The organism is Mesorhizobium sp. M7A.F.Ca.CA.004.06.1.1 (assembly GCF_003999135.1).
In the GTDB taxonomy this organism is placed as follows: domain Bacteria; phylum Pseudomonadota; class Alphaproteobacteria; order Rhizobiales; family Rhizobiaceae; genus Mesorhizobium.
In genome coordinates, this window is sequence record NZ_RZPQ01000440.1 from 1 (window position 1) to 4933 (window position 4933).

Annotated in this window: 6 protein-coding genes; 2 read left to right on the forward strand and 4 right to left on the reverse strand. The window is 65.3% G+C overall.

The window, feature by feature from the left end; all coding sequences use genetic code 11:
* Positions 1–557, reverse strand: a 557-nt coding sequence (locus EN906_RS22815; protein WP_164777294.1) for a pyridoxamine 5'-phosphate oxidase family protein, incomplete at its 3' end; no start/stop codon positions are given.
* Positions 558–592: 35 nt separating this feature from the next.
* Here EN906_RS22815 and EN906_RS22820 point away from each other — a divergent pair.
* Positions 593–2017, forward strand: a complete 1425-nt coding sequence (locus EN906_RS22820; RefSeq protein WP_127272052.1) for a PLP-dependent aminotransferase family protein — start codon at positions 593–595, stop codon at positions 2015–2017.
* 51 nt (positions 2018–2068) lie between these two features.
* Here EN906_RS22820 and EN906_RS22825 read toward each other — a convergent pair whose 3' ends face one another.
* Positions 2069–2563, reverse strand: coding sequence for a hypothetical protein (locus EN906_RS22825; protein WP_236382752.1), 495 nt, complete (start codon positions 2561–2563; stop codon positions 2069–2071).
* 118 nt (positions 2564–2681) lie between these two features.
* Between EN906_RS22825 and EN906_RS22830 the strand changes: the two genes are divergently transcribed.
* Complete coding sequence (locus EN906_RS22830) at positions 2682–3281, forward strand: DUF922 domain-containing Zn-dependent protease (protein ID WP_127270851.1); 600 nt, start codon at positions 2682–2684, stop codon at positions 3279–3281.
* Between the two features lie 72 nt (positions 3282–3353).
* Here EN906_RS22830 and EN906_RS22835 read toward each other — a convergent pair whose 3' ends face one another.
* Both EN906_RS22835 and EN906_RS22840 read right to left on the reverse strand, forming a co-directional pair.
* Entirely contained in the window at positions 3354–4412 is a 1059-nt protein-coding gene (locus EN906_RS22835; RefSeq protein ID WP_127272050.1) for a Gfo/Idh/MocA family oxidoreductase, read from the reverse strand.
* Positions 4413–4459: 47 nt separating this feature from the next.
* Positions 4460–4933: SDR family oxidoreductase (locus EN906_RS22840; protein WP_127375390.1), on the reverse strand; the 474-nt coding region annotated here is incomplete at its 5' end.

Genomic DNA, 4933 nt, shown 5'->3' on the forward strand with positions numbered 1-4933 from the left:
CCGACGCCCTTGGCGCGCACTTTGGCCGATGCCTCCTCGATGCGCATGCCGATCACCGTCGTCGCCTTGGCCTCCTGCACCGAGATCGGCCGCAAGGTCTCGCTCCGGCCGGGATAGAAGCGGTCGACGACTCCGGCCAGCGCCTTCAGTTTCTCATCAGGTTCGTCGATGATCCGCGCTGTACCGAAACACATTGCCGAGCGGTAATTGGCGGAATGGTTGAAGCCCGAGCGCGCCAGCACCAGCCCGTCGAGATGCGACACCGTCAGACACGCCGGCGTGCCGCCGCGCAGATTGCGCAGCATGCGGCTGGCCGACGAGCCGTGCCAGTAGAGCATGTCGTCCTCGCGCCAGTGGATGGTCGGCGTGCAATAGGGCTGGCCGTCGAACGTATAGGCGACATGGCACAGCAGCCCGGCATCCAGCACCGCGAAGACTGCCGCATGGTCGTAGCTGCCGCGCTCGTGCAGGCGCTTGACGCGGTTGCGGCTGGTGGTCGGAAAGCTGGCTGGCGTGTCGTTCACGGCTTGCATCCTTGGTTGTTGTCTGCCAACCATGCGCCATGACATTGGTTGATAAAAGAACCAATCCGATGAAGAAAAAACAGACCAATTTGCCGGATTGGTCGGCGCTGATCCCGGTCCTCCCGGGCGACGGCCCGCGCAGCCGCGAGCTTTATGCGGCGCTCAGGCGGCTGATCGAGACCGGCGCGCTGGCCGCCGGGGCCAAATTGCCGACCACCCGGGATCTCGCACAGCGCTTCGGCCTATCGCGTTCGGCGGCGGTTGCCTGTTTTGAAATGCTGGTCTCGGAAGGCTTCGCCGTCGCCAGGATCGGTGCCGGAACCTTCGTCGCGCCTGACGTGCCGCATCTGCCGACAACACTGGTCAAGCCACGGCCACCCGAGATCGATGCCGCCACCTCGCTGCCTTGCGGCCTTGGCGTGGCGGTGTCCGATCCGCGCACGCTTAATTTGTTTCGCATCCTTCTGTCGCGCCACCTCGCTCGCCCCGGGCCGGAGCATTTCCGCTATGGCGATCCGCGCGGCGGCCTGCCGCTGCGCACGGCAATTGCCACCTATCTCAGGACCGCACGCGGCGTGCGCTGCGATGCCGGCCAGATCGTGCTGACTTCGGGCACGCAGCAGGGGCTGGATCTTCTGGTGCGCGCCGCGCTCAGCCCCGGCGATGCCGTCTGGATCGAAAACCCCTGCTATCCCATGGCGCAGGCCGTGCTGGCCGGCAGCGGCGCCAGGGTTTTTGGGGTACCGGTCGACGCGGAAGGGCTCGATCCCGAGATCGGCGAAAGCCTGTGCTCCAAGGCGCGCGCGGCCTATGTCACGCCCTCGCATCAATATCCGCTCGGCGTGACGATGACGATGCGCCGCCGTCTCGCTTTGCTCGACTGGGCTCGGCGCAACGATGCCTGGATCATCGAGGACGACTACGACAGCGAGTTCCGCTATGCCGGCCCGCCGCTGACCTCGCTGCAGGGCATGGACGGTTCAGACCGTGTCGCCTATCTCGGCACCTTCTCGAAAATCCTCTTCCCCGGCCTGCGCATCGGCTATGTCGTGGTGCCCGAAGCGCTGCTCGATGCCGTGATGGCGGTCAGGGCGCGCTCCGACCGCTTCCCCTCGACGCTGGCCGAAGGCGCGCTGACCGACCTGTTGAACGAAGGCCATTTCGCCGCGCATCTCCGGCGCGTGCGCCGCCGCGTCCAGGCCGCGCGCGACGTCCTGGTCGCCGGCCTCGAGGCGCATTGCGGCGATGCCCTCGAAGTAACCGTGCCCGAACAGGGGTTGCATTTGATGGCGACGCTGAAGGACGCCGGGCCGGACACCGCGATCGTCGAGGCGGCGAAGGCGGCGGGTGTCGGCGCCAGGGCCTTGTCCTCAATGTTCATCGGCGGGGCGCCCCGGCAAGGTCTGGTGCTGGGTTTTTCGGGGTTTTCGGACGAGGAGTTGATGGCCGCGACGGTGCGACTGGGTGGGGTGGTTCGGCAGCAAGCCCGGTGAGCCAACGAGAACCGCCTCATTGGTGCGCCGGCATCGAACTGTAGAGCCCCGTCAATTCCCATTCGCTGGCCCGGCCTTGCCGCACTGCGCCAGCACCTTGCCGATGGCCGCGCTGGAGCCCTTCAGCGGAAAGCTGATCTCGCCATATTTGGCTGAACTGACCGACACATCGCCCTTCCCGCGCAGCAGGTCGAACAGCGGATCGGCTTTCGCCAGATTGACCACGAAGTAGTTGTACATGGCCTCCAGCTGCAGTGTCTTCGTTACCGTCTTGCCGTCGGCCTTGAACGCGAACGAACCGCTGATGCCAGGTTCCAGCAGCTGGCCGGCGGCACCGAGATCGTAGCTCAGCACCGGCGTGTCGAAACAGGTGAGCATCATATGCGCATCGCCTTTCGGCCCGCCGCAGACCGAAGCCGTCAGCACGCTGCCGCCCTCGTCTTCCTCCATCTTGGCGCTCCAGCCACCGCACGACGCGGCAAACGCCGGCTGCGCGGCCTGCACGACGGCCAAGGCACCAGCGACGATGAGATGTGCAACTCTCATGACTCCCCCAATTGACTGCCTCCAGGGCATTTGCAGCGCCCGTCGGCAGCATATAGGAAAAAGCGATCCGATGGCATTGCCCGTTGCGGCAGCCGGTCCTGTTTCGTGGAGAGTTGGATTGAGAGCCTGCGTTCGCCTGTGTCTGTCCTTTGCCGCCCTGCTTGCCTCGCCGCTCACCGCTCGTGCCGAGTGGAAGCCGGTCGAGAAAATCGAGCCCTACGCGATCTCGGGCCGGTCCGGCGCCGAACTCTACCGCTCGATCGGCGAGAAAGGGCCAAAGCTCGGCATTGCCCGCGCCATCGCCTACACCAATTTCAAGCTGACCTGGGGGTTAAGGGACTACAAGCCCAAGGGCAAGGACTGCGTGCTGACGGCCGGGCGGCCGAAGCTGATCGTCACCTACACCTTGCCAAAACCTTCCGGCTCCCTGCCGCCCGCCGTCCAGAAGAACTGGGAAACCTTCATCGCCGGCGTCGCCGCCCATGAGAAGGTGCATGGCGCCAGCATGGTCCAGATGGTCCACGACATCCAAGCCGCGACGAACGGCCTGACCGTCGCCGACGATCCCAAATGCAGCAAGACAAGGGCCGAGGTGGTGAAGCGGCTTGACGCGATCTCGAAGGCGCGGGTGCTGGCAAGCCGCGATTTCGACCGCGTCGAATTCGGCGATGGCGGCAATTTACAGAAACTGGTTTTTTCGCTCGTGACCGGCCCCTGACTGGCGCGGACCGCAGTCCGAAGTTGGCGGCAGTGCTATCTTCGACCGCTGGCGCCGGCCGCTTCGCCCAGCTCACCGCGTTTCCGCACTCGCCCTCAGCTCCGCCCGCTTCTCGTCCGAGACGACGGCCAGATCCAGCACCTTCTGCAATTCGGCGGCATGGCGGAAGGACGGTTCGGCCTGCACGCCGGATCGCACCGCGTCAGTGAAACGCTGGTAGTTGGTCGGCACCGTGCCGGCGTCGAGCTCTTCCCATATGGCGTTCTCGACGTTTTCGCCGATGCAGGCCTTGAGCGTCGAACCATCCAGATTGTGCACCACTTCGATGCCGCCCTTCTCGCCATAGATGCGCAGGCGCAGCTCGTTGAGATGGCCAGTCGCCCAGCGGCTGGCATGCACCACGCCGAAGGCGCCGTTGGAAAAGTCCAGCGTCATGGCGAAGCTGTCATTGGCGTCTAGCCCGTAGTCGCCGATGCGGTTGCCGGGCGCCTTGTCGAAGGCGCGCAGCCGGCAGAAGACATGGTCGATGTCGACGGCTGCGCCATAGCTGGCGAAATCGAGGATGTGGATGCCGACATCGCCAAGCACGCCATTGGAGCCGTGGCCGCGTGACAGGCGCCACAGCCATTTCGGATCGGTGCGCCAGTCGCCCCAGAATTTCGACACCAGCCAGCTTTGCAGGTAGGACGCCTCGACATGCCTGACGGTGCCGATCTCGCCCGCCTGCACCATCTGGCGGGCCTTCTGCAGCGCCGGCACATTGCGATAGGTGAGGTTCACCATGTTGACGATGCCGGCGGCCTCGGCGGCGTCGGCCATCTCGGTCGCCTTGCCATAGTTTTCGGCCAGCGGCTTCTCGCACAGCACCGGCTTGCCGGCGGCGACCAGCGCCATGGTGGTCGGGTGGTGGATGCGGTCCGGCGTGACATTGGCCACCGCGTCGAACTCACCCCATGTCAGCGCCTCATCCAGCGCGGTAAAGCGGTTGGGAATGTCAAAACTGTCGGCGAACTCGCCGACCCGTGCCGGATCGACATCGACCGCGCCGACGATGTCGACGCCGTCGATGGCGGTGAAGCGCCGCGCATGTTCCTGCGCCATCCAGCCGGTGCCGAGTATCAAAAGCCGCATTCTTTGCTCCTTGGGGTGAGATGCCGGGATCCCCCCGGCCGACGCCCTCAAATAGCGCGTATGATGCCGCCGTCGACCCGGATGTTCTGGCCGGTGATGTAGCCGGCGCCTTCGGACGCCAGGAAGGCGATGGTCGCGGCGATTTCTTCCGAGGTGCCGTAGCGCTGCATCGGCACACTGTCGCGGCGTTCTTCTGTGGCCGGCAGGCTGTCGATCCAGCCGGGCAGCACGTTGTTCATGCGCACATTGTCGGCGGCGTAGGTGTTGGCGAAGATCTTGGTGTAGGCGGCAAGCCCGGCACGGAACACCGCGGACGTCGGGAACATCGGGCTCGGCTCGACCACCCAGGCCGTCGAGATGTTGATGATGGCCCCACCCTTCTGCTTGACCATCTGCGGCGCCACGATGCGCACCGGACGGATGACGTTCAGCAGATAGACATCCATGCCGGTGTGCCATTGCTCGTCGGTGATTTCGAGGATCGGCGCACGCGGCCCGTGGCCGCCGCTGTTGACCAGCAC

Excerpts from the sequence above, each read along its gene's own strand:
- EN906_RS22820 (WP_127272052.1), top strand. The coding sequence starts at position 593 with ATGAAGAAAAAACAGACCAATTTGCCGGATTGGTCGGCGCTGATCCCG.
- EN906_RS22825 (WP_236382752.1), bottom strand. The coding sequence starts at position 2,563 with ATGAGAGTTGCACATCTCATCGTCGCTGGTGCCTTGGCCGTCGTGCAG.
- EN906_RS22835 (WP_127272050.1), bottom strand. The coding sequence starts at position 4,412 with ATGCGGCTTTTGATACTCGGCACCGGCTGGATGGCGCAGGAACATGCG.